Genomic DNA, 23,147 nt, shown 5'->3' with positions numbered 1-23,147 from the left:
GGCGTGGTTCACGTTGCCCGCCCCGTGCCCAGGGCACGGGGCGCAGCCCGCGCCAGGCTTACTTGGCCGGCACCCAGCCCTGGTAGTCGGCCACGTTGTCGCGGGTGATCAGCTTGACCGGCAACAGCTTGACCTTCTGCTGTGGGGCGCGGCCGTTCATCACGGCGTAGCCGATGGCGACGCTCTCGGCAGCCATGCCGTAGGGGTCCTGCGCGGGTGAGGCGGCAAACAGCGACTTGCTGTCCTTGAGCGCGCGCTCGGCGTCGGGCGCGCCATCCACGCCGCTGATCCACTTGATGTCGCTGCGCTTGGCCTGGCGGATGGCCAGTTCGGCGCCAATGGCGGTGGGATCGTTGATGGCGAAGACCGCATCGATCTTGGGCTGGGCCGCCAGCAGGTTGGACATGGTGGTCATGCCGCCATCACGGCTGCCGCCGGCGTTCTGGTTGTCGGAGAGGATCTTGATGCCGGGCGACTTCTTGAACTCGGCCTTGCAGCCGGTCACCCGATCCATCACTGCGGACACCGGCGGACCATTGACGATGACCACATTGCCCTTGCCCTGCAGCTTCTCGGCCAGGAACTTGCACGACTCGGCCCCGGCCATGGTGTTATCCGACATCACCGTCACGTCCGCGCCCGCAGCGGCCACGTCCACGGCCACCACGACGATGCCGGCCTTCTGCGCCTTCTTCACGGCCGGGCCGACGCCCTTGGAATCGGCGGCGTTGAGCACGATCAGGTCAACCTTGTTGGCGATGAAATTCTCGATCTGGCCGACCTGGGTGTTGAGGTCGTACTTGGACGAGACCACGGTGACCTTGGCGTCCGGGTTGATCTTGTGCGCGCCGCTCTCGGCGCCCTTGGCGATGGCCACGAAGAAGGGATTGGCCAGGTCGCCCACGGTGACGCCCACCGATTTGAGCGGCTTGTCAGCGGCCATGGCGGGCTGCGCGGCGGCCGCCAGCAACAGGGTGGAACAGGCGATGGCGATGGTGTTCTTGATCATGCGGGTCTCCGTGAAGGGGGATTGTTGGTCTTCGGGCAGTACGGGGCAGCAATGCCGGGACGTCAGTCCCAGCGGAAAATCAGATCGGCGCGCGGGCGGGTGGTCTCGATGAGGGCGGCATTGGCTTCGTCGCTGTCCATCACCCAGGCGCGGGCGGCCTCGGGCGTGCGGCCGAACTGCACGTGTCGGGCGATGAGGCGCTGCACCCGCAGGGTCGGGTCGACCTCCAGGTACCAGCATTCATCGAGCAGCGGGCGCACGCGCGCCCAGTGGCCGCGATCGAGCAGCAGGTAGTTGCCTTCGGTGATGATGAGCTGGGTGCTGGGCGGAATGGGGATGGCGCCGGCGACGGCTTCCTCGATCTCGCGCAGGAATTGCGGCGCGTAGATGAGTTCATCGCCGCCCTGGCTGCGCAGGCGGCTCAGCAGCGCCACGTAGCCGGCGCTGTCGAAGGTGTCCTCCGCGCCTTTGCGGGCGGCGCGTCCCAGCCGCGCCAGCTCGGCATTGGCGAGATGGTAGCCATCCATGGGCAGCACCACCGCGCGCTCCCCGGCCTGTTCCAGCAAGGCCTGGGCCAGGGTGGACTTGCCGCTGCCGGGCGCGCCGGCGATGCCCAGTATCTTGCGTTGACCACTGGCGAGCAGGGCTTGCACCCTGTCGCGATAGACTGCCGACATCATCTTCGATCTATCCTTGTTGGGCTGCTGCCGTTTCGGCAAAGCGAATGCAGCATCTGCATTCTGTTAGGGAACACGCCTGGTGCGCGCATGCTCCGATCTTCTTTCCCAGCCCATGAGCCGCGCCGGTCCTGCTATTGCAGTCGATGGCGCCGGATCAGGGTGGTTTTTGGGCAGCCGATAAACTAACGCATGAACCTGCGCTTGTTCCTTGTCTCCACTGATTCTTGGTTTCAATTTCTAATTATTGCTAGTTCCGCGCCGTCAACGTGATGAAATTTTGTGAGCAAAACGGCGATATCGATCCGCTTCTCGATAAGTCGCGCAGTGAACGCAAAAAAAAGAGGACGCAGATGCGTCCTCCCCTGTGCTGATAAAGCGTTCTCAGACTGCTGGCAACAGCCCCGCATGGGCCACCACGGTGGCGTAGCGATCGGCCAGCTCAGCCAGCGCCACGCGCTGGATCTCGGCTGCCGATAGCGCCGGCCCGCCCAGCGGATCAGGCAGGTCGCGGGTAGCGCAGGCGGCGGCCACGACCGTGCAGGCATAGCCATGGTCCAGCGCCGAGCGCACCGTCGCGCTCACGCACATGTGGGTGGCGAAGCCGGCAATGATGAGCGATTTGCGGCCGGTCTTCTTCAGGGTCTCATCCAGGGTGGTGCCGGCGAACGAATTGGGCAGGCCCTTGGTGATGACCGCCTCGCCCGGCTGCGGCTGCACGCCGTCGATGATGGCCACATGCGGCCCCTGGGGATCGAACATGGCGCCGCCCGGCTTGCCGTGATGGACCACATGGATCACCGGCGCAGCGGCAGCACGCGCGTGTTCCAGCAGGAGAGCGACTTCGGCGACGGCTGCGCCGATGCCGGCCAGGGGTGCGCGGCCAGTGGTGTATTCGGTCTGGTGGTCGATGATGACCAGCGCGGCTTCCTGCCAGGTGGCGGCGCGTGGCGAACCACCGGCGATCTGGATCAGGGTCTGGGGTGTGCTCATGGAAAACTCCTTGCTGAAAAGAGGACGAAGCGGGATGCAGGCATCTTAGTCCGATAAAATTCGCACCACCATTCAACGTGATCGCCATCTGACTGTGAAAAAATTAACAGCCCGCCCCGCATCCCGTCCCGCCTCCCGCCACCATGCTGCACGGGCAGCCCTGCATGCCGACTGGGAAAGCCTGCGCAGCTTCGCCGCCTTCGTCGATGCGGGCAGCTTCTCGGGCGCGGCGCGCGTGCTGGGCGTGACCCATGCCACCATCGGCCGGCGCCTGCAGCAGCTGGAGCAGACCCTGGCCGCGCCCCTGTTCATCCGCCGCGCCGACGATATCGAACTGACCCGCCTGGGCGAGAGCGTGCTGGCGGCCGCGCGCGCCATGCAGGACCAGACCCGCCAGCTGGCGCGCACCCTGGCCGGCGAAGACCTGCGCATGGAGGGCAAGCTGCGCCTGGCCTGCACCGATGCCATGGGTACCCTGTTCCTGGCCCCGCGCCTGCCCAGCCTGTTGCAGCAATGGCCGGCCCTGGACATCGAACTGGCCATGGGCCACCAGACCTTGAGCCTGGCCCGGCGCGAAGCCGACCTGGCCCTGCGTTTTGCCCGCCCGCAGGACGGTGAGCTGATCGCGCGGCGCTTGGGCGTGGTGCGCTTCTACCTGTGCGGCACCGCCGATCAGGTGGCGGCCTGGCGTCACCAGCGCGGCAGCGCCCCGGTGATCGGCTATGACGACAGCGTGCCGGACATCCCCGAGACGCGCTGGCTGGCCGCCCACGCCGACGGCAACCCGGTGCGCCTGCGCAGCGCCAGCCTGGTGGCGCAATGCATGGCGGCGCGCGCCGGGGTCGGGCTGGCCTTGCTGCCCAGCTATCTGCTGGCGCCTGAGCTGCAGACTGTGGAGAGCACGCCACAACTGGTGCGGGAGCTGTGGGCGGTGTTCCACCGCGACCTCAAGGCCTTGCCCAGGCTGCGCGCCGTGCTGGAGTGGTTGCAGGCTTGCTGCGGGGAACTGTGAGCGCCCTGCCGCAAGCCCGGCCGGCCGCCTGCCCGCCCCGCCCGGCGCGGCTTGCGGTGCTATAATCGCGTTCCTCCGGAAACGGGCTCCTGCCCCGCTGCAAGGGAGGTTCTTCCTGTCTGGCAAGAGCGCATCCGCAGCCGGTGGCAGCGGCTCACCGCCCTCCGCCACGCCGGCGCGCGCATGTTGGCATGCGTTTTCCCCGCGCTCATGGCGCTCATGGCCTGATAACGATCTATGCAGAAAAAAGTATTCATCAAAACCTTCGGCTGCCAGATGAACGAGTACGACTCGGACAAGATGGCTGACGTGCTCAATGCCTCCGATGGCCTGATCAAGACCGACCGCCCGGAAGAGGCGGACGTGATCTTGCTCAACACCTGTTCCATCCGCGAAAAGGCGCAGGAAAAGGTGTTTTCCGACCTGGGCCGGCTGCGCGCGCTGAAGAAGAACAATCCCGCGCTGTTGATCGGCGTGGGCGGCTGCGTGGCTTCGCAGGAAGGCGAGGCCATCATCAAGCGCGCGCCTTTCGTGGACATGGTGTTCGGCCCGCAGACCCTGCACCGCTTGCCGCAGATGATTTCGGAGCGGCGCTACAGTGGTCGCCCGCAAGTCGATATCAGCTTCCCCGAGATCGAGAAATTCGACCACCTGCCGCCGGCGCGCGTGGAAGGGGCCACGGCCTATGTCTCCATCATGGAAGGTTGCAGCAAGTATTGCAGCTATTGCGTGGTGCCTTACACCCGCGGCGAGGAAGTCTCGCGCCGCTTCGAGGATGTGCTGACCGAAGTGGCCGGGTTGGCCGATCAGGGGGTCAAGGAAATCATGCTGCTGGGCCAGAACGTCAACGCCTATCGCGGTGTGATGGAAGATGGCGAGATTGCCGACTTCGCGCTGTTGATCGAATACATCGCCGAGCTGCCCGGCATCGAGCGCATCCGCTTCGTGACCAGCCATCCCAAGGAATTCTCGCAGCGCCTGATCGACACCTACGCCAAGGTGCCCAAGCTGTGCAACCACCTCTACCTGCCCGCGCAACACGGCTCGGACCGCACGCTGGCGGCCATGAAGCGCGGCTATACGGCGCTGGAATACAAGTCGGTGATCCGCCGCATGCGCAAGGTGCGTCCGGATATCACGGTGCAGTCGGACTTCATCGTCGGCTTCCCTGGCGAGACCGAGGAAGATTTCGAGGCGCTCATGAAGCTGGTGGCCGATGTGGGCTTTGACAACAGTTTCTCCTTCATCTTCAGCGCGCGTCCTGGCACGCCGGCGGCCAACCTGCCGGACGACACCCCGCAGGAAGTCAAGCTGGCCCGCCTGCAGCGCCTGCAGGCCGCGCTCAACGACAATGCCGCCAGGATCAGTGCGGCCCAGGTCGGGACCGTGCAGCGTGTGCTGGTGGAAGGCGTCTCCAAGCGCCGCGAGCATGAACTGCAGGGCCGTACCGAAAGCAATCGCGTGGTCAACTTCGATGGCGGCCCGAACGGCCAGCGCCTGATCGGACAGATCATCGAGGTCAGCATCACCGAAGCCTTCCCCTTCTCGCTGCGCGGCGAGATCGTGACCCAGCATTGATGTTTCAATCCCTCCCCCTAACCGGAATCGTGCATTGAAAAAGATCCCCAACCAGCCTCACCACTTCACGCCCCAGCCGCTGGACAACAAGCGCCTGGCCAACCTGTGCGGTGCGCTCGATGAAAACCTGCGCCAGATCTCGGCGGCGCTGGATGTGACCATCTTCCGTCGCGGCGACCGCTTCATCGTCACCGGCACCAATGCCGAGCGCGCCGTGGAAGTGCTGGAGCGCTTCTACGACAAGGCCGACCGCCCGGTGGCGGTGGATGATATCCAGCTGGCCTTGGTCGAGCAGCGCGCCAACGCCGCCGCCGATGAAGAAGCGGGCCTGCCGCCCTTGCCGGCGCGCCGTGGCAAGGCCGCCGTAGCAGCTGCGGTCGAGGAAGACAAGGACAGCCAGGATCCGCTGCCCGAAAGCCCGGTACTGAAGACCCGCAAGCACGACCTGCGCGGTCGCACGCCCCACCAGAGCCAGTACCTGAACGCCATCCTGGAACACGACATTACCTTCGGCGTGGGTCCGGCCGGCACCGGCAAGACCTACCTGGCCGTGGCCTGCGCGGTCGATGCGCTGGAACGCGACGCCGTGCAACGCATCGTGCTCACGCGCCCGGCGGTGGAAGCGGGCGAGCGCCTGGGCTTCCTGCCGGGCGACCTGGCGCAGAAGGTCGATCCCTATCTACGTCCGCTGTATGACGCGCTGTACGACCTGCTGGGCTTTGATCGCACGCAGAAGCTCTTCGAGAAGCAGGCCATCGAGATCGCACCGCTGGCCTACATGCGCGGCCGCACGCTCAACCACGCCTTCATCATCCTCGACGAAGCGCAGAACACCACGCCGGAACAGATGAAGATGTTCCTGACCCGCATCGGTTTCGGCAGCAAGGCCGTCATCACCGGCGACGTCACCCAGGTCGATCTGCACCATGGCCAGAAGAGCGGCCTGGTCGATGCGATCTCGGTGCTGCACGAGGTGCGCGGCATCGCCTTCTCGCGCTTCACCAGCGCCGACGTGGTGCGCCATCCGCTGGTCGCGCGCATCGTCGATGCCTATGACGCCGCTGGCAACAGCAAACCCGATACCGCGCGCGCTACCGCCCGCACTGCTACCAACCTCCTGACCAAGTCTGCCAAGCCGCGCCATGCCAAAACATAAACTCACGCTCTCAGTGCAATATGCCGATGAGCGTCTCAAGAAGACCATCACCACCACCCTGCTGCGCCGCTGGGTGCAAGCCGCCCTGTTCGCGCCGGCCCAGCTGACGCTGCGCTTCGTGGGCAGCGAAGAGGGCCGCGACCTCAACCGCGACTATCGCGGCAAGGACTACGCCACCAATGTGCTGACCTTTGCCTATACAGAAGATGAAGACAGCGAAGTGACCGAGGCCGACATCATCTTCTGCACCGATGTGCTGGAGAAGGAAGCGGCTGAGCAGAAGAAGAGCGTGGAAGAACATACCGCCCACCTGGTGGTGCATGGCGTGCTGCATGCACAGGGGTATGACCACGAGGACGATGAGGAAGCCGACGAGATGGAAGCGTTGGAAACCGAGATCCTGGCTGGTCTGGGTTATGCCAATCCCTATGCCGCGCGATGAAGGCGTGATGATCTGATGATCTGATGATCTGGTGATCAGGAAAAAGGGTCCCGAAGACGGTCTGCTACGGCAGGCCGTTTTTTTTTGCGATGCGCGGATGGCCAGGCAGTCATCATTTGCCACTCTGCCTATCGAAAAATTGATCGATGATGCATTTGCGATCAGTAAACGATTCTTTTGATGTCGCCATATCAACAATACGGCTGTGCATACGCCAATCTTTTCCCGCATTTCAGGAAAACCCCGATAGGAATCATGGCTGTACTGAACAAGAATGCCTCCCATACCAAACAAAAACTTATTTCGGGGAGGTTGTCATGAAGAACTTGAAGATCGGCCATCGTCTTGGCCTTGGCTTTGCCGCCGTACTCATCCTGCTGGTGGCGGTCGCCGCCTTCGGCCTGCAGCAAGTGTCGCGCCTGAACGATCGTATCGTCTTCCTGACCTCCGTCGATGAGGGCAAGCTGGAAGCCTTGTCCAAAGTGCAATTCGCCGTCGGCCTACGCGCCATCGCCGCGCGCAACCTGACCTTGGTGCAGTCTGCTGCAGATCAAAAGAACGACCTGGACCTGGTCGGTTCGTCGCAACAGGACATCGATGCCGGCATGGCCGAACTGGGCCGCCTGATGCAGCATCCGGCCAGCTCGCCGCAGGAACGCGAGATGCTGGAGAAGCTGCGCCAGCTGGAAGCGCAATACCTGCCGGTGGCGGTCAATATCGTCAAGCTGGCCACCTCGCAACAAACCGAGGCTGCGCGCGCTTCGCTGGTCAAGGATTGCATGCCCATCCTCAACCGCGTCATCGCCCAGGTCGAACAATTCAACAAGCTGCTGCGCAAGAATTCCGAAGCCAACGTGGAAGAGGCCGAAGCCGCCTATACCCTGGCCAAGTGGACCATGCTGGCAGCCAGCCTGGCAGCCCTGACGCTGGGCGGCATGGTGGCCTGGCTGCTGACCCGCTCGATCTCCCGTCCGCTGGCCCAGGCCGTGAGCGTGGCGCAGAGCGTGCAATCGGGTGACCTGGGCAGCCGCATCGAAGTCACCAGCAAGGATGAGCTGGGCCAGCTGATGAGCGCCCTCAAGGGCATGAACGACAGCCTGGTGAACATCGTCGGCGAAGTGCGCCAGGGCACCGACACCATTGCCGTGGCCTCCGATGAAATCAAGCAAGGCAACATGGACCTGTCCAACCGTACCGAACAACAGGCTGGTTCCCTGCAGGAAACCGCCTCGGCGATGGAGCAGCTCACCGCCACCGTCAAGCAGAACGCCGACAATGCCCGTGAAGCCAACCGCCTGGCCGACAACGCTTCGCAAGTGGCTGCCCGGGGCGGTGCCGCCGTGGGCCGCGTGGTCGACACCATGAACTCCATCAGCGCGTCCTCGCACAAGATCGTGGACATCATCAGCGTCATCGACGGCATCGCCTTCCAGACCAATATCCTGGCCTTGAACGCCGCTGTGGAAGCCGCCCGTGCCGGTGAACAGGGACGCGGCTTTGCCGTGGTGGCGTCCGAGGTGCGCACCTTGGCGCAACGTTCGGCAGTGGCCGCCAAGGAAATCGAAGCGCTCATCAATGAATCCGTCGCCAAGGTCGTCACCGGTGAAAAGCAGGTCAGCGAGGCCGGTTCGACCATGCATGAAGTGGTGGAAAGCATCAAGAGCGTGACCCATATCATGCATGACATCAGCGCCGCCAGCGCCGAGCAGACCAGCGGCCTGGAACAGATCAACCGCGCCGTGGCCCAGATCGACGAAGCCACCCAGCAGAACGCCGCCCTGGTCGAGCAAGCCGCGGCCGCCGCCGCCTCGATGCAACAGCAGAGCGTGGCGCTGACGGAAGTGGTCAGCATCTTCAAGCTCAGCCGCGCTCAGAATGCGCCCCAGCACCTGCGCTCGGCAGAACGGGAGGACGCTGCCGTGTCCGGACCGGTACATATGGAAGCCCTCAGCTACGCATGAGACCACGCAGCCCAGACCGGGCTGCCGCAGCAGCAACCGCAACAAACAGTTAGCGCAAGAGCGATACCGTTTCCCTGATGAAGTCCTTGCCGGCATCCGTGATGCCGGCTTTTTTTTGCACGCACGCATCCGTATCCGGCGGCCGTGCTTTCCGGCGGGCAAGAAGACGCTGATGAACACGCGGGGCAGGCCGCTCTGGCCGGCCCTTTAGTGGACTTGTCACATAATTGTTGTATCCTATGGCTCTTCGAAACTACGTCGGGCTCGCGCCTAACGCCATGCAAGATCACCCTAGTAGCGTCAAGTCTGACGCTAAACCCCATCGTTCCCTGTTCGAACGACTCACCGCACTGATTTCCCCCGAACCCGAAAACCGGGCAGAACTGCTCGAAGTGCTGCACGATGCCCACGAGCGCAATCTCATCGATGCCGATGCGCTGTCGATGATCGAAGGCGTGTTCCAGGTGTCCGACCTGGCCGTGCGCGACATCATGGTCCCGCGCTCGCAGATGGACACCATCGATATTTCCAAGCCCATCGAAACCTGGATGCCCGAGGTGCTGGCGACCTCGCACTCGCGCTTCCCGGCAGTCGATGGCGAACGCGACAAGGTGGTCGGCATCCTGCTGGCCAAGGACCTGCTGCGCTATTACGCCGAAGAATCCTTTGATGTGCGCGACATGCTGCGCCCGGCCATCTTCATTCCCGAATCCAAGCGCCTGAATGTGCTGCTGCGCGATTTCCGCGCCAACCGCAACCACATGGCCGTGGTGGTGGACGAATACGGCGGCGTGGCTGGCCTGATCACCATCGAGGATGTGCTGGAACAGATCGTCGGCGACATCGAGGATGAATACGATTTCGACGAAGCCGAGGACAATGTGCTGGCCTTGAAGGATGGCCCGCACGGCGCGCGCTGGCGCGTCAAGGCGCTCACCGAGATCGAGCAGTTCAATGAGGAAGTGGGCAGCCGCTTCTCCGACGACGACGCCGACACCATCGGCGGCCTGGTGGCCAACCATGTGGGCCGGGTGCCGCGCAAGGGCGACGAGTTCGATATCGACGGCCTGCACTTCGAAGTGCTGCGCGCCGATGCGCGCCAGGTGCATGTGTTGCTGGTCTCGCAATTGCCACCGGCGCCAGCCAGCGACGAATAGCACCTGATCCTGCCGGTCCGATTGTGAATTCCCCCTCCCCTCACGACCTGCGCCTCCCGCACGGGCAGACCGCCGCGCGCGGTCGCCTGGGCGCGGCCGCCTGGCTGCTGATGCCGGTGGCCGCGGGCGCCATCAATGTGTTTGCCTTTGCGCCCTTCAAGCTGTGGCCCTTGCAGATCCTGGCGCTGGCCTGGCTGTTCCACGGCGTGCTGGCGCAACCGCAGGCGAGCATGCGCAGCCAGTTCCTGCGCGGCTGGCTGTACGGCTTTGGCTGGGCTGCAGCGGGCGTGCACTGGCTCTACATCAGCATGCACGACTACGGCGGCATGCCGGCCTGGATGGCGGCGCTGGCCGTGGGCTTGCTGGCGCTCTATCTGGGCCTGTACGCGGGCGCGGCGACGGCGGCGGCCAGCTGGCTGCGCACACGCTGGTCGTCCTCGCCGCTGGTGCTGGCGCTGTTCATGTTGCCGGCGCTGTGGGCGCTGATGGAATGGGCGCGCGGCTGGGTCTTTACGGGTTTTCCCTGGCTGGTCTCGGGCTATGCCCATACCGCCGGGCCGCTGGCCGGCTTTGCGCCCGTGGGCGGGGTCTACCTGGTCGGCTGGATCGCCGCCCTGATCGCGGGTAGCCTGGCCCTGTTGTGGATGGGCCTGTCCCGCAAGGGCGTGGCCGGCACCGGCCAGCGCATCATCCTGCCGCTGTGCGCAGCGGCCCTGCTCTGCGCTGGCGGCGTGGCGCTGCGCCTGGTGAAATGGACTGCGCCGCAAGGGCAGCCGATCTCGGTGCGGCTCTTGCAGGGCAATATCCCGCAGGAAATGAAATTCTCCAACGATGCCCTGGTGGCCACGCTGGGCATGTATGAGCAGATGATCAGCGCGGCCCCGGCCGACCTGATCGCCACGCCCGAGACCGCCATTCCACTGTTGCCGCAGCAGTTGCCGCCGGACTACCTGGAGCGCATCGCCCGCTTTGCACAGGTCAGCGGCAGCCATCTGGCGCTGGGTATTCCCCTCTCCGACGGGCCGCAGCTGTACGCCAACTCGGTGCTGGGCTTCGGGCCGGGCATGGGGTCGGCGTTCTTGCCTTATCGCTACGACAAGCATCATCTGGTGCCCTTCGGTGAATTCATCCCGCCGGGTTTCCGCTGGTTCGTCGACATGATGCACATCCCGCTGGGCGACATGACGCGCGGTGCGCCGGTGCAATCGCCCTTTGGCGTGAAAGACCAATGGGTGCTGCCCAACATCTGCTACGAAGACCTGTTCGGCGAGGAAATCGCCGGCCAGTTGCGCGCGGCCTATCGCGCCGCCCAGCCGGAGGCCAGCGTGCTGCTGAACCTGTCCAACATCGCCTGGTTCGGCAATTCGATCGCCCTGCCCCAGCATCTGCAGATCTCGCAGATGCGCACGCTGGAGACGGGCCGTCCGATGCTACGCGCCACCAACACCGGAGCGACCGCGGTGATCCTGCCGGGCGGCGCCACCAGCGAACTGCCGCCCTACACCCGCGGCGTGCTGTCGGCCACGGTGCAAGGCTATGGCGGCCAGACCCCCTACATTCTGCTGGGCAACAAGCTGGTGCTGGGCCTGGCCCTGCTCATGCTGCTGCTGGCCTGGGGCCGCAACAAGGCTGCGCGCATCCGCCATTGATGCCCAGACGCTGAGACGCCGACCCGGCAAAACCGGGTCAAACGCCCCAAAAGGCGCTAAAATCCAAGGTTTTCGCAATTCCTCCGCCGGTTCGCCAGGCAACCACACACGATGCTGACATTTCAACAAATCATCCTCAAGTTGCAAGAATATTGGGACGCCCAGGGCTGTGCACTGCTGCAACCCTACGACATGGAAGTCGGTGCCGGCACCTCGCACACCGCGACCTTCCTGCGCGCGATCGGCCCGGAACCGTGGCGCGCCGCCTACGTCCAGCCGTCGCGCCGTCCCAAGGATGGCCGCTATGGCGAGAATCCCAACCGCATGCAGCACTACTACCAGTACCAGGTGGTGTTGAAGCCGGCGCCGGAAAACATCCTGGACCTGTACCTGGGTTCGCTGGAAGCGCTGGGCCTGGACCTGAAGCAGAATGACGTGCGCTTCGTCGAGGACGACTGGGAAAACCCCACCCTGGGCGCCTGGGGCCTGGGCTGGGAAGTGTGGTTGAACGGCATGGAAGTGACCCAGTTCACCTACTTCCAGCAGGTCGGCGGCCTGGACTGCAAGCCGGTGCTGGGCGAGATCACCTACGGCATCGAGCGTCTGGCGATGTACCTGCAGGGCGTGGAAAACGTCTATGACCTGGTCTGGACCGAATGGATGGAGAACGGCGTCAAGAAGCACCTGACCTATGGCGACGTGTTCCACCAGAATGAAGTGGAGCAATCCACCTTCAACTTCGAGTATTCCAACACCGAGTTCCTGTTCTCGCTGTTTTCCAACTACGAAGCCGAAGCCAAGCGCCTCATGGAAGTGCCGCTGGCGCTGCCGGCCTACGAACAGGTCCTCAAGGCCGCCCACACCTTCAACATGCTCGACGCCCGTGGCGCCATCTCGGTCACCGAGCGCGCGGCCTACATCGGCCGCATCCGCAATCTCTCGCGGGCGGTGGCGCAGGCCTACTTCGAATCGCGCGAGCGCCTGGGCTTCCCGATGCTGGGCCAGGGTCCGGCCAAGGCTGCGGCCTGAAGCGCAACGCCATGACATGATGCGGCGCCGGCCCCTGCGTGGGCGGGCGTCCCGAGCAAGACAGCAAGACTGACAACATGAACCAGACACTCCTCGTAGAACTCGTCACCGAAGAACTGCCTCCCAAGGCTCTGGCCAAGCTGGGCGATGCCTTCGCCACGGGCATCTTCAATGGCCTGCAAAGCCGCGGCTATCTCGACGCTGATGCCACCGCCACCGCCTATGCGACCCCGCGCCGCCTGGCCGTTTCCATCACCCAGGTGTGCGCCGCCTCGCCGGACAAGTCGATCCGCGAAAAAGTGCTGCCGGTGAGCGTCGCCCTGGACGCCGAAGGCCGCCCGTCGGCGCCGCTGGTGAAGAAGCTGGCCGCCCTGGCCGCCTCCACGGGCGCCACCGTGATCACGCCGGACCAGTTGGAACGCGCCCAGGATGGCAAGGCCGAGAGCTTCTTCTACACCTATACCGCCAAGGGTTCGGCCCTGGCCGTGGGCCTGCAGGCGGCACTCGACGAGAGCCTGTCCAAGCTGCCCATCCCCAAGGTGATGAGCTACCAGCGCCAGTTCGGCCGCGCCGCCGGCGAGACGGTGCATTTCGTTCGTCCAGCCCACTATCTGGTGGCGCTGCTGGGCAACGATGTGGTGCCGATCAATACGCTGGGCCTGGATGCGGGCCGCACCACGCTGGGCCATCGCTTCCTGTCTGCCGGCGCGCTGCAGATCGCTGCGCCCGACGCCTATGTGGAATCCCTGGCCCAGCAAGGCAACGTCATCGCCAGCTTCACCGAGCGCCGCGAGAAGATCCGCGCCGCGCTACTGGCCAAGGCCGGCGCCGACCAGGTGCTGATGCCCGAAGCGCTGCTGGATGAAGTCACTGCGCTGGTGGAGTGGCCGGTGGTCTATGAATGCAAGTTCGAGGACGAATTCCTGGCCGTGCCGCAGGAATGCCTGATCCTGACCATGCAGACCAACCAGAAATATTTTGCGCTGACCGATGCCAACGGCCGTCTGCGTTCGCGCTTCCTGATCGTCTCCAATCTGGAGACCGCGCATCCCGAACACATCATCGGCGGCAACGAGCGCGTGGTGCGCCCGCGCCTGTCGGACGCCAAGTTCTTCTTCGAGCAGGACAAGAAGAAGACCTTGGCCGAGCGCGTGCCGCAACTGGCCAACGTGGTCTATCACAACAAGCTGGGCAACCAGCTGCAGCGCACCGAGCGCGTGCAGGCGCTGGCCGGCAAGATTGCCAGCCTGCTGGGCGGCGACGTCAAGCTGGCCGAGCGCGGCGCGCTGCTGGCCAAGGCCGACCTGCTCACCGACATGGTGGGCGAGTTCCCTGAGCTGCAAGGCATCATGGGCACATACTATGCGCGTCACGATGGCGAAGCCGACGAAGTCGCACTGGCCGCCTCCGAACACTACCAACCGCGCTTTGCCGGCGACGCCCTGCCGACCACCGCCACCGGCACCGCCGTGGCCCTGGCCGACAAGCTGGAAACCCTGGTCGGCATCTGGGGCATCGGCCTGCAGCCCACCGGCGACAAGGACCCCTTCGCCCTGCGCCGTCACGCCCTGGGCGTGCTGCGCATGCTGGTGGAAAAGCGCCTGCCGCTGTCGCTGACGGCCTTGCTGGATGCGGCCACCGGACTGTTCGCCGGCAACGCCAACTTCAAGGATCCGCGCGCCGACGTGCAAGCCTTCATCTACGATCGCCTGCGCGGCCTGCTGCGCGAGCGCGGCTTTGCGCAGAACGAAGTGGAAGCCGTGGTGGCGCAGCAACCCGAGGTGCTGGACAACGTGGTGGAACGTCTGCAAGCCGTGCAAGCCTTCGCCGCCCTGCCCGAAGCCGAGGCGCTGGCTGCGGCCAACAAGCGCATCACCAACATCCTCAAGAAGATCGAGGGCGTGGCCATCGACGCTCATGGCGCTGTGCAGGAAAGCCTGTTGCAGGAAGCGGCCGAGCAAGGTCTCTTCGCGGCCATGCAGACCACCCGCCCGCAGGTCGAGGCGGCCTACGCCAAGGGCGACTTTGCCGGGGCCTTGAAGGCGTTGGCGCAGCTGCGCCAGAATGTCGACGCCTTCTTCAACGACGTCATGGTCAATGCCGAGGACGAGCAACTGCGCAAGAACCGCCAGGCCTTGCTGGCGGCGCTGCACGGCATGCTCAACCAGGTCGCCGACATCTCCAAGCTGGCGGCGTAAGACCTGCGCCACCAGCCGTTTTTGCAGTACCGCTCCGCCGCGCATGGGCCTGTTCCTGCGCGGCGGTGTTCATGAAGGGAAGCCGCAGGCATGAAATTGATCATCCTCGATCGCGATGGCGTCATCAACCAGGATTCGGACGCCTTCATCAAGTCGCCCGACGAGTGGATCCCCATCAAGGGATCGCTGGAAGCCATTGCGCGCCTGAACCAGGCCGGCTACCGGGTGGTGGTGGCGACCAACCAGTCGGGCGTGGCGCGCGGCCTGTTCGACATCAAGACCCTCAACGCCATCCACCAGAAGATGCACACCGCCGCCCAGCAGGCGGGCGCGGACATCGATGCAGTGTTCTTCTGCCCGCACTCGGCCGATGACAATTGCGATTGCCGCAAGCCCAAGCCGGGCATGTTCCATGAGATCGCCAAGCGTTTCAATATCAGCCTGCGCGGCGGCGTGGTCACGGTGGGCGATTCGCTGCGCGACCTGCAGGCCGGCTACGTGGCCGGTTGCGCACCCTGCCTGGTGCTGACCGGCAAGGGCGAGAAGACCCAGGCCAAGGGCGGCTTGCCGCCGGGCACGCTGGTCTTCCCGGATTTATCGGCCGTGGTTGATTTCATCCTGAAACCGGTGGTCGGCGTTTCGGTATAGTGCGGGCCATCCGCTTGGCTGCGGAGCCTGTCCATTCACAACATCAACATGCCTAAGGCATGGGAGAAACGATTTTGCGCCTTGTCCTGATTCTTCGTTCGGTGGTCTTCATGGCCCTCATGGCCGTGGCCACCATCATCTGGTCCTTCGCCTGCCTGCTGTCGGCGCCCTTCCCCTATGCCCAGCGCTACTGGTGGACCTCGCGCTGGAACGTCTTCGTGATCTGGACGGCGCGCGTGATCTGCGGCATCCGTTACGAGATCCGCGGCGCCGAAAACCTCCCGGACGCCCCGGTGATCCTGCTCTCCAAGCACCAGTCGGCCTGGGAGACCATCTTCTACGTCATCAACATGCCGCGTCCGCTGGTGTTCGTGTTCAAGAAGGAACTGACCTACGTTCCCTTCTTCGGCTGGGGCATCGCCCTGCTGCGCATGATCCCGATCGACCGCAAGAAGGGTCGCGACGCCTTTGCCCAGGTGCTGGAGCACGGCACGCGTCGTCTGCGCGATGGCCAGTGGATCATGATGTTCCCCGAAGGCACGCGCACCACCGTAGGCTCGCAGGGCAAGTACAAGGCCGGCGGTTCGCGCCTGGCGGTGGAAACCAACACGCTGGTCGTGCCTATCGCGATGAACTCCGGCCAATGCTGGCCCAAGGGCAGCTTCATCAAGAAACCGGGGCTTATCACGGTATCCATCGGCAAGCCGATTTCACCGGAAGGCTTGAATCCCCAGGAGTTGAACGAGCGCGTCGAAAATTGGATAGAATCCGAGATGCGCGTGATTTCGCCGGACGTCTATAAAAACAGCGCGCCCCGGCCAGCCGCTTCAGCCGCTACTTCCAGCGATGCTGCACGGTCTTGATCCTTAGCCAACAGCAACACAGGACGCCGCCACTGCCTTGATACTGCTCCGCAAACCCAAGCCCAATCCCGACCAGCTCTCGCTGCAACTGGACTTGTTTGCGGCGCCAGCTCCTGCGCCCTCCGCGACGGCAGCGCCCATGGCCGATCCTGGCCCGGCCCTGCCTTCACCGACCGTACAGCCGCCGCTCATCGTCACCCCCAATCCGGTGGTCCACGCCGCGCCGCTGCCCACGCCCCTGATCCCCGACGTACCGGCGCCCGCCAGCCCGCTGCTGGCGCCGCCCAGCGCCCGGCCGGCCGATGGCAAGCGCCGTATCCAGCTGGGCGAGCACACCATCGACTTCGCCCTGCTGCGCTCCAAGCGTCGCACCATCGGTTTTCTGGTCAGCGACGAGGGCTTGCGCGTGACCGCGCCCAAATGGGTGACGCTGGCCGAGATCGACAACGCCATCCGTGAAAAGCAGCGCTGGATCCTCTCCAAGCTCAACGAGCGCCGCGAGCGTTCGGCGCGCCGCCTGCAACCGCAGATGCAATGGCGCGACGGCGCCACCCTGCCCTACCTGGGCAGCGACATCACCCTGCGCATCCGCACCGGGCAGCGCCAGGCGGTGTACCTGGATGAGCTCACGCGCGAGCTCAACATCAGCCTGCCCGCCGACGCTGGCGAGCAACAGTTGAAGGATCGCGTGCAGGGTTGGATACAGGCGCGCGCCGAAGAATTGTTCGGCAAGCGGCTCATGATCTACGCCGAGAAACTGGGCGTGCAATATCGCTCCTACGCCCTGTCCTCGGCCACCACCCAATGGGGCTCCTGCACCTCGGATGCGCGCATCCGCCTGAACTGGCGGCTGATGCATTTCGCCCTGCCGCTGATCGACTACGTGATCGCCCACGAACTGGCGCATCTGCGCGAGATGAACCACAGCCCGCGCTTCTGGGCTACGGTGCAATCGATCTTCCCCGAATTCGAGTCCGCCAAGAAGGCGCTGCGCGACAGTGCGCCGGAGACCATGCCAATCTTCTGAGCGGCATGGCCCGCGCCGCCTTGTACCCGGTGCGCTCGCTCAGAAACTCACGTTCACCCCCACATCCAGCGACCGTCCATAGCCCGGCAAGGCTTGCAGGCTGCCGCTCCTGGCTTGCGCCAGTCCGGCCAGATAGACGCCGCCCAGCGGCTCGGCATAGTTGCGGTTGAACAGGTTGCTGACCCCCGCCGTGACGCTGATGTGCTGGTTGAAGCGATAGCTGCTCTTGAGATTGACCACGCTGTAGCTGGCCGTGACCGGTTCCAGGCGATTGCTGTCCACCCGGCTCTTGCGCGCGACGTAGTTCAGCTCGGCGCGATTGCTCCATGCGCCCCAGGTCTGCTCCAGCGCGGCGAGGATGTTGAGCGGCATCATGTGATACAGGTTGCCCCCATCGACGCGCTTGCCGCGCGTGAGGCCAGCCTTGCCGGTAAAGGCGATGTCCCCCAGACCGGCAGCGCGCCAGAGCGGCCATTTCCACGCGGCGTTGATGCCATAGAGGCGAGCGTCATGATTAGCGAATTGCAGATAGGCGCCTGAAGCCGCCGCCACGCGATAGGGATTGAAGCGGCCGAGGGGATCGGCATCGATATAGTTCTCGACGTAGCTGAAGTAGGGCGTGAGCCTGAAGAACCAGCGGCGCTCACTACCCTCACTGCCCTCACCGCCCTCGCTATCTTCGCTGTGCCAGTCGGCCGTGCCGGAGAGCGTATGCGCAACTTCAGGCTTGAGATCGATATCGCCCACGTAACCGTTGCCATCCCCGAACCAGTTGGTCATGCGCATGGCCATGCCGCCACGGCCCCAGGTATAGCGCTCGTACAGGTTGGGCGAGCGGGTCTTGCGGGCATAGCCGAATTCATAGCGGCTGCCAGCATCGGCTTCGAGCCGGGCCAGCGCGGTCAGGTCGATGTTGTTGTCGGTCTTGGCGTGGCTGCGCGCATTGAAGGCGTTGGCGGCATTGAGATCGGGTTGGTTCATCATGTTGGTGCCGTAGGACTGCACATTGCCGGCGTCGCTCTTGACCAGTTCGTCGCGCAAGCCCAGCAGAGTGCTCCAGCGGGCGTCGAGCTTATGCTCCCATTCGGCGAAGAGTGCGAAACGATCGCGCTTGCCGCCGTTGATATTCACATAGGTGCGCGGACTCATCATCATCGAGCCGGCCACCGGCGGCCAGACGTCGTCGAGATGGAAGCTATGGTATTCATGACCCACCCGCAGCACGCTGCTGCTATCGGCAGCGAGGTCGATATCGGCGCGCAACGCATAACCAAGGTCGCGGCCTTGCGTCTGCATGGGCATGTTGCCGCGCCGTTCGGTGCCGAAGAAGCCCATCTCATGCTCGGTACGCTGCCAGTACAGCTTGCCGGACAGCCTGCCCCAGTCGAAGCGGCGCTCGTAGCCCAGGTTGGCGAAGGTGGAGCGGTTGCCGGTCATGTCCATGTATTCGTTGGGGAAGCCCTGGTAGGGAATGTATTGCTGGCCTACCTTCAGTACCAGTTGCTGGCCCTCGCCACGCGCAGCCAGGGTGAGCGCATGGTTGTTGCTCTGGTAGAGACTGGAGAGCACCTTGTCGCCATTGCCGTTGACGTAACTCTCGGCGCGCGACTGGCTGGCCACGTAGGCCACGGAGAGCTGGTCGCTGGCCACGGTGGCATTGACCGATGCCGACACCTCCGAATTGACGCTGCGTGCCGACGCCGAGAAACCACCCTTGGTCAGCCATTGCCCGGGCTGGCTCGCAAACTGCGGCGCGGGCGAGTTCAATTCGATGGTGCCGCCGATGCTGTCGCCGCCCACGCTGACTGGCGTGATGCCGGCGATCACGCGCGTCATGCCCACCTGCGCGGGCGGCATGTACGACATCGGTGCATTCATCTGGTTGCCGCAGGCGGCCGTGACTTCCATGCCGTCCAGCCGGGTCTTGAGGCGATCTGCGGCAAAGCCATTGAGCACCGGCAAGGCCGATACACCGCCTCCGGCGGCGGTGGCGTAACCGGGCTGGTCATTGAGCAGCGCAGCGCTGTCGGCACTGGGTGGTGTCATGGAGGGCTTGGCGCCGCGTACCGTGATGGCAGGCAGCGGCGTCTGTTCATCACCGCTTGCGAACACATCGCCGCACACGGTGAAAGCCAGCGCGATGGCGCAGGCGCATGGAGTCGATTGCATGGGAATCCCCTGTGGTTGTCTTTATCGATACCGTCTGCGAGCAAACGGGAAGGCGGGATTATGGACAAGGGGCAGGATGGGCAGCTGCGACATATTGTCGCGTTCGACGCCACGGCACGAGGAGATGGCCGCAAAAGCGCCATGCACGCGCTTGTCTCGACGCTGCGTCAAATTGACGCAGCGTTTTGACGAATTTCAGCAGGAAAAACGATCTGCCGATCTCAGGATTTCAGGTAGCGCTCCGCCAGGGTTTCATACAAGGGCGGTGCGAACACCTTGGAGACCGCCGAGGCGATCAGCGCGGTAGCCATCAGCGAAATGACCAGGGCGTGACCATCGACCATTTCCATGACGATCACGAAGGCGGTGATGGGGGACTGCGTCACGGCCGCCAGGTAGCCCACCATGGCCAGCGCCACCAGCATGGGGAGCGAGGTACCGCCGAAGAGCAGGTGCAGCAGGTTGCCGAAGCCGGCGCCGATGGACAGCGAGGGCGCGAAGATGCCGCCCGGCAGGCCTGGCAGGTAGGAACCGATCATGGAAGCAAACTTGAGGAAGGGGTAGAACACCGACAGCCCCTGGCCATCATTGAGCAAACCATGCGCCTGCTCGTAGCCGCTGCCGAAGGTGGCGCCGCCCGCGGCCACGCCGATGACGGCGACGATGAAGCCGCAGACCGCCGCGAAGGCCACCGGGCGCTCGGTGCGCAATGTCACCAGCGCTGGCGGAATCCAGCGCGTGGGGTTGAGGATGAGCCAGCAGAACAGCCCGCCGGCCACGCCCATGAGCACGGCCGTGACGATCACCGCCAGGATCAGGCGGCCACTGGTCTCACCCGGAAAGGCGATGGAACCGAAGTAGGTGTAGTTGCCATTGATGGACAGCGCCACCAGGCCGGCAAAGATGATGGTGGTGATGACCACGCCACTGGCGCGCTGCTCGAAGCTGCGCGAGAGTTCCTCGATGGCAAACACGATCCCGGCCAGCGGCGTGTTGAAGGCGGCGGCCAGACCGGCGGCGGCGCCAGCCAGGATCAGGCGGCGCTCCATGTGCTCGTAGCCAGCCGGATACAGGCGGCGCAGGTTGTACATGATGGCCGCGCCAATCTGCACCGTCGGACCTTCGCGGCCAATGGTCATGCCCCCGGCGATGGCCACCACCGACAGCACGATCTTGCCCAGCAATACGCGCAGCGACAGCAGCGTGCTGCCGCGCTCGGCGGTATCGCCATGCAGCGTGGCGATAGCCTGCGGGATGCCGCTGCCTTCGGAGCCCGGGAAGTAGCGGCGCGTGAGCCATACGCAAGCCGCGCAGACGGCTGGCGTGAGCAGCAGCGGCAGCCAGGGCGAGCGGTGTTGGATGCTGCGGAACACGCCGAAGCCGATCTCGATGGCCTGGGCGTAGAGCACCGCGACCAGGCCGACGATGACGGCGCCACTCCAGAGGATGCCGTATTCGACCCACAGGCGGCGCAGGTGGCTTTTGGATAGTTGGTAGAGACTCAATTGGCGTTCCTGCTGTTCTTGTGATGATGCGCTTGAAGGCAAGGGCCTGCCGGGGAATGAAAAAAGCCCGCGTGAGCGGGCTGGCAGGCTGACCGACGGCGGCCTCAGTCGGCGGCGTCGAACTGTTCCTTCTTCTGGATGAACTCGATCTTGTAGCCATCCGGGTCGGTGACGAAGGCGATCACGGTCTTGCCATGCTTCATCGGACCGGCTTCACGGGTCACCGTGCCGCCCTTGGCCTTGACCGCATCGCAGGCGGCATAGGCGTCGTCGACTTCGATGGCGATGTGGCCGTAGCCGGTGCCCAGGTCGTAGGAATCGGTGTCCCAGTTATGGGTCAGTTCCAGCACGGTGTGGTCGCGCTCCTCGCCATAGCCGACGAAGGCCAGGGTGAACTTGCCATCGGGATAGTCATTCTTGCGCAGCAGCTTCATGCCCAGCACCTGGGTGTAGAAATCGATGGAGCGATCCAGATTTCCCACGCGCAGCATCGTATGCAACATTCTCACTTGGCGACTCCTTTTCATAGCTAATGTGAAGCAAGACGACATTATCCCCCATTTGCGCGCCGCCCGCCGGCATGGGTCGCCCACCGGCCGCCAACAAAAAAACGGACAACCCTGCGGTTGTCCGTCTTCCTCAAGATGGCTGGATGTCGTCAGCCGGGCTCACCGACCAGATGAGCGCTCGTCACGCTTGCAGCACTTCAATCAACGTCCGTAATAGTAGTAATCCGGACGTTCATCGTAGCGATAGGTGCGCACCTCGGTACGCTCCACATAGCGCACCGGGCGCGGGGGCGGCGGCGGTGCGTAATAGCGCGGCTGTTCATAGACCACCTGTTGCGGCGGCTGGTAATAGACCGGCTGCGGCGCTTCATAGTAGACCTGCTGCGGCGGGGCCTGGTATACCGGGGCGCTGTTGGCGTTGGCGATCAGGGAACCGATGGCGACGGCCCCGATGATCCCGGCAGCGATGGCCACTCCGTTGCCGCCACGGTCATGCGCCATGGCGGGCGTGCTCACGGCGGCAGCCGAGGCAAGAAGGGTGGTGGCGATCAATACCGATGCGATTTTTTTGCTGGCCATGATTGGCTCCTGTCAAAGAAGTCCGCGCTTTCTGCCCTCTGCTTCTGGCGTCTACTCTCGCGGCACGATTCCAATATAGACCAGCTTCAGTTCGAATCCATCAAATATGAATCTTCGTTACAGTTCTTACGGCTCGACGACAGGCTGTGACAATTACCGCCGCCCTGCCCTTGCAGGCGGCTCGGCAACTCAGCGCCTCAGTGCTGGCGGGCAGCGAGCAGATTGGCCAGGGCCACGAACTGTTCCATCGGCACGGCTTCCGGGCGCGCCTGCGGATCGATGCCGACCTGGCGCAGTTCATCCTCGCTGAACAAGCCGGCCACGCAATTGCGGATCACCTTGCGCCGCTGCGAGAACGCCTTGGTCACCACCTGTTCCAGCAAGGCCTGCTGACAGGCCAGCGGCTGGGCCAGCGGGATCATGCGCACGATGGCCGAATCGACCTTGGGCGGCGGATCGAATGCGGTGGGCGGCACCACGAACAGCAATTCCATGTGGTAGCGCCATTGCAGCATCACCGACAGGCGGCCATAGGCTTTGCTGCCCGGCTCGGCCACCATGCGCTCGACCACTTCCTTCTGCAGCATGAAATGCTGGTCCTGCACCTGCGGGGCGATCTCGGCCAGATGAAACAGCAGCGGGCTGGAGATGTTGTAGGGCAGGTTGCCGACCACGCGCAGCTTGCGGCCCTCGGGCACCGGGATGGTGGAAAAATCGAACTTGAGCGCATCGGCTGAATGCACCGTCAGGCGCGCAGCATCGAAGCGCTTCTTGAGGCGTTCGACCAGGTCGCGGTCCAGTTCCACCACGTGCAGGTGGCGCAGTCCTTCCAGCAGCAGTGCGGTCATGGCAGCCAGTCCGGGACCGATCTCGACCATGGCGTCGTCGGCGGCGGGAGCGATGGACGTGATGATGTCGTGCAGCACCATCTCATCGGTAAGGAAGTTCTGGCCGAAGCGTTTGCGCGGGATATGTTTCATGGGGAT

The 23,147-nt window shown here is 64.3% G+C and carries 20 protein-coding genes; 12 read left to right on the top strand and 8 right to left on the bottom strand.

Annotated elements, in window-relative coordinates:
* Nucleotides 1-58: 58 nt before the first annotated feature.
* From ACP92_RS03635 to ACP92_RS03625, 3 genes are all read right to left on the bottom strand, one after another.
* Entirely contained in the window at nt 59-1,009 is a 951-nt protein-coding gene (locus tag ACP92_RS03635) for an ABC transporter substrate-binding protein (RefSeq protein ID WP_013232763.1), read from the bottom strand.
* Nucleotides 1,010-1,071: 62 nt separating this feature from the next.
* Nucleotides 1,072-1,689, bottom strand: a complete 618-nt coding sequence (locus tag ACP92_RS03630; protein WP_041310136.1) for a nucleoside/nucleotide kinase family protein — start codon at nt 1,687-1,689, stop codon at nt 1,072-1,074.
* 381 nt (nt 1,690-2,070) lie between these two features.
* Complete coding sequence (locus ACP92_RS03625) at nt 2,071-2,679, bottom strand: cysteine hydrolase family protein (protein ID WP_013232761.1); 609 nt, start codon at nt 2,677-2,679, stop codon at nt 2,071-2,073.
* A 94-nt stretch (nt 2,680-2,773) separates the two neighbouring features.
* On the opposite strand from ACP92_RS03625, the gene ACP92_RS03620 reads away from it, so the two are divergent.
* The 12 genes from ACP92_RS03620 (at nt 2,774) to ACP92_RS03565 (ending at nt 17,399) form a co-directional block, all read left to right on the top strand.
* Nucleotides 2,774-3,691 carry a LysR family transcriptional regulator gene (locus ACP92_RS03620; RefSeq protein WP_041310133.1) on the top strand — a complete coding sequence of 306 codons (918 nt, stop codon included), beginning with the start codon at nt 2,774-2,776 and terminating at the stop codon, nt 3,689-3,691.
* Nucleotides 3,692-3,928: 237 nt separating this feature from the next.
* Entirely contained in the window at nt 3,929-5,269 is a 1,341-nt protein-coding gene (gene miaB / locus ACP92_RS03615) for a tRNA (N6-isopentenyl adenosine(37)-C2)-methylthiotransferase MiaB (protein WP_013232759.1), read from the top strand.
* A 34-nt stretch (nt 5,270-5,303) separates the two neighbouring features.
* The gene (locus ACP92_RS03610; RefSeq protein ID WP_013232758.1) at nt 5,304-6,425 is read left to right on the top strand and encodes a PhoH family protein; all 1,122 of its coding nucleotides are present in this window, start codon (nt 5,304-5,306) and stop codon (nt 6,423-6,425) included.
* Nucleotides 6,412-6,867, top strand: coding sequence for an rRNA maturation RNase YbeY (ybeY, locus tag ACP92_RS03605; RefSeq protein ID WP_013232757.1), 456 nt, complete (start codon nt 6,412-6,414; stop codon nt 6,865-6,867). Before ACP92_RS03610 ends, ybeY begins: the two co-directional genes overlap by 14 nt.
* A 317-nt stretch (nt 6,868-7,184) precedes the next feature.
* The gene (locus ACP92_RS03600; protein WP_013232756.1) at nt 7,185-8,828 is read left to right on the top strand and encodes a methyl-accepting chemotaxis protein; all 1,644 of its coding nucleotides are present in this window, start codon (nt 7,185-7,187) and stop codon (nt 8,826-8,828) included.
* A 278-nt stretch (nt 8,829-9,106) separates the two neighbouring features.
* Nucleotides 9,107-9,985 carry an HlyC/CorC family transporter gene (locus tag ACP92_RS03595; protein ID WP_013232755.1) on the top strand — a complete coding sequence of 293 codons (879 nt, stop codon included), beginning with the start codon at nt 9,107-9,109 and terminating at the stop codon, nt 9,983-9,985.
* Nucleotides 9,986-10,008: 23 nt separating this feature from the next.
* Nucleotides 10,009-11,634 carry an apolipoprotein N-acyltransferase gene (gene lnt / locus ACP92_RS03590; protein ID WP_013232754.1) on the top strand — a complete coding sequence of 542 codons (1,626 nt, stop codon included), beginning with the start codon at nt 10,009-10,011 and terminating at the stop codon, nt 11,632-11,634.
* Between the two features lie 111 nt (nt 11,635-11,745).
* A complete protein-coding gene (glyQ, locus tag ACP92_RS03585; protein WP_013232753.1) occupies nt 11,746-12,663 on the top strand; it encodes a glycine--tRNA ligase subunit alpha in 918 nt (305 codons plus the stop codon).
* Nucleotides 12,664-12,740: 77 nt separating this feature from the next.
* Nucleotides 12,741-14,861, top strand: coding sequence for a glycine--tRNA ligase subunit beta (gene glyS, locus ACP92_RS03580; protein WP_013232752.1), 2,121 nt, complete (start codon nt 12,741-12,743; stop codon nt 14,859-14,861).
* A 90-nt stretch (nt 14,862-14,951) separates the two neighbouring features.
* Complete coding sequence (gmhB, locus tag ACP92_RS03575; RefSeq protein ID WP_013232751.1) at nt 14,952-15,509, top strand: D-glycero-beta-D-manno-heptose 1,7-bisphosphate 7-phosphatase; 558 nt, start codon at nt 14,952-14,954, stop codon at nt 15,507-15,509.
* Between the two features lie 59 nt (nt 15,510-15,568).
* Nucleotides 15,569-16,372 (top strand): lysophospholipid acyltransferase family protein, encoded by an 804-nt coding sequence (locus ACP92_RS03570; RefSeq protein ID WP_013232750.1) that lies wholly within the window; start codon nt 15,569-15,571, stop codon nt 16,370-16,372.
* A gap of 37 nt (nt 16,373-16,409) precedes the next feature.
* On the top strand, nt 16,410-17,399 hold the full coding sequence (locus tag ACP92_RS03565; protein WP_041310130.1) for a M48 family metallopeptidase: 990 nt from the start codon (nt 16,410-16,412) through the stop codon (nt 17,397-17,399).
* 39 nt (nt 17,400-17,438) lie between these two features.
* On the opposite strand, the gene ACP92_RS03560 is transcribed toward ACP92_RS03565, so the two are convergent.
* From ACP92_RS03560 to rsmA, 5 genes are all read right to left on the bottom strand, one after another.
* On the bottom strand, nt 17,439-19,568 hold the full coding sequence (locus ACP92_RS03560; protein WP_013232748.1) for a TonB-dependent receptor: 2,130 nt from the start codon (nt 19,566-19,568) through the stop codon (nt 17,439-17,441).
* A 221-nt stretch (nt 19,569-19,789) separates the two neighbouring features.
* Nucleotides 19,790-21,073 carry a chloride channel protein gene (locus tag ACP92_RS03555; RefSeq protein ID WP_041310127.1) on the bottom strand — a complete coding sequence of 428 codons (1,284 nt, stop codon included), beginning with the start codon at nt 21,071-21,073 and terminating at the stop codon, nt 19,790-19,792.
* Nucleotides 21,074-21,177: 104 nt separating this feature from the next.
* A complete protein-coding gene (gene gloA, locus ACP92_RS03550; RefSeq protein ID WP_041310124.1) occupies nt 21,178-21,582 on the bottom strand; it encodes a lactoylglutathione lyase in 405 nt (134 codons plus the stop codon).
* A gap of 201 nt (nt 21,583-21,783) precedes the next feature.
* Nucleotides 21,784-22,161, bottom strand: coding sequence for a hypothetical protein (locus ACP92_RS03545; RefSeq protein ID WP_013232745.1), 378 nt, complete (start codon nt 22,159-22,161; stop codon nt 21,784-21,786).
* Nucleotides 22,162-22,358: 197 nt separating this feature from the next.
* On the bottom strand, nt 22,359-23,141 hold the full coding sequence (gene rsmA, locus ACP92_RS03540) for a 16S rRNA (adenine(1518)-N(6)/adenine(1519)-N(6))-dimethyltransferase RsmA (protein WP_013232744.1): 783 nt from the start codon (nt 23,139-23,141) through the stop codon (nt 22,359-22,361).
* Nucleotides 23,142-23,147 lie beyond the last annotated feature (6 nt).

Origin of the sequence: Herbaspirillum seropedicae (assembly GCF_001040945.1) — a bacterium.
GTDB classification, from domain to species: Bacteria; Pseudomonadota; Gammaproteobacteria; order Burkholderiales; family Burkholderiaceae_D; genus Herbaspirillum; species Herbaspirillum seropedicae.
Note: the sequence above shows the minus strand (reverse complement) of the source record. Positions and strands in the feature narration are given on the sequence as shown.